Raw genomic sequence first — 463 nt, forward strand, 5'->3', positions numbered from 1 at the left:
ATCGCTCACCTGTCCGGCCGACATGAAGACCTGGATCGGGCGGCCCTTCGCATCAGTGACGGCATGTAACTTCGTGTTCATGCCGCCCTTCCTGCGCCCGATTTGGCGAGCACGCCCCCCTTTTTGACCCGCAGGCTGGAGGCCGTGCGGTGCGCTTTCAAACAGGTTGCGTCGATGATGATGGTCTTGTGATCGGCGCCTTCGGCGGCCAGGCCACCATGATCCGGGCGAAAGCGCCCTTTTCACTCCAGCGTTTGCAGCGGTTGCAGAGAGTTTTGGCCGGACCATACTCCCCAGGCGCGTCGCACCACCGCAAACCATTGCGATTGATGAAGATTATGCCACTCAGACCCTTCGATCATCAACCCGGGGCTTGCCATGCTCTTGGGGAAAACGGTTTCAGGCGCTCAATCTGCGCCTCGGCCAGCCAGTAAAGATTGCTCATAGAGCAGGTCTCCTTGCG

Annotated in this window: 1 pseudogene; it reads right to left on the reverse strand. The window is 59.8% G+C overall.

The annotated features are described in order from the left end of the window. Positions 1–445, reverse strand: a pseudogene (locus DKT70_RS17685) (IS5 family transposase); the annotation flags it as partial. Positions 446–463: the final 18 nt, after the last annotated feature.

Origin of the sequence: Paracoccus sediminilitoris (assembly GCF_003259195.1) — a bacterium.
Taxonomy (GTDB): domain Bacteria; phylum Pseudomonadota; class Alphaproteobacteria; order Rhodobacterales; family Rhodobacteraceae; genus Paracoccus; species Paracoccus sediminilitoris.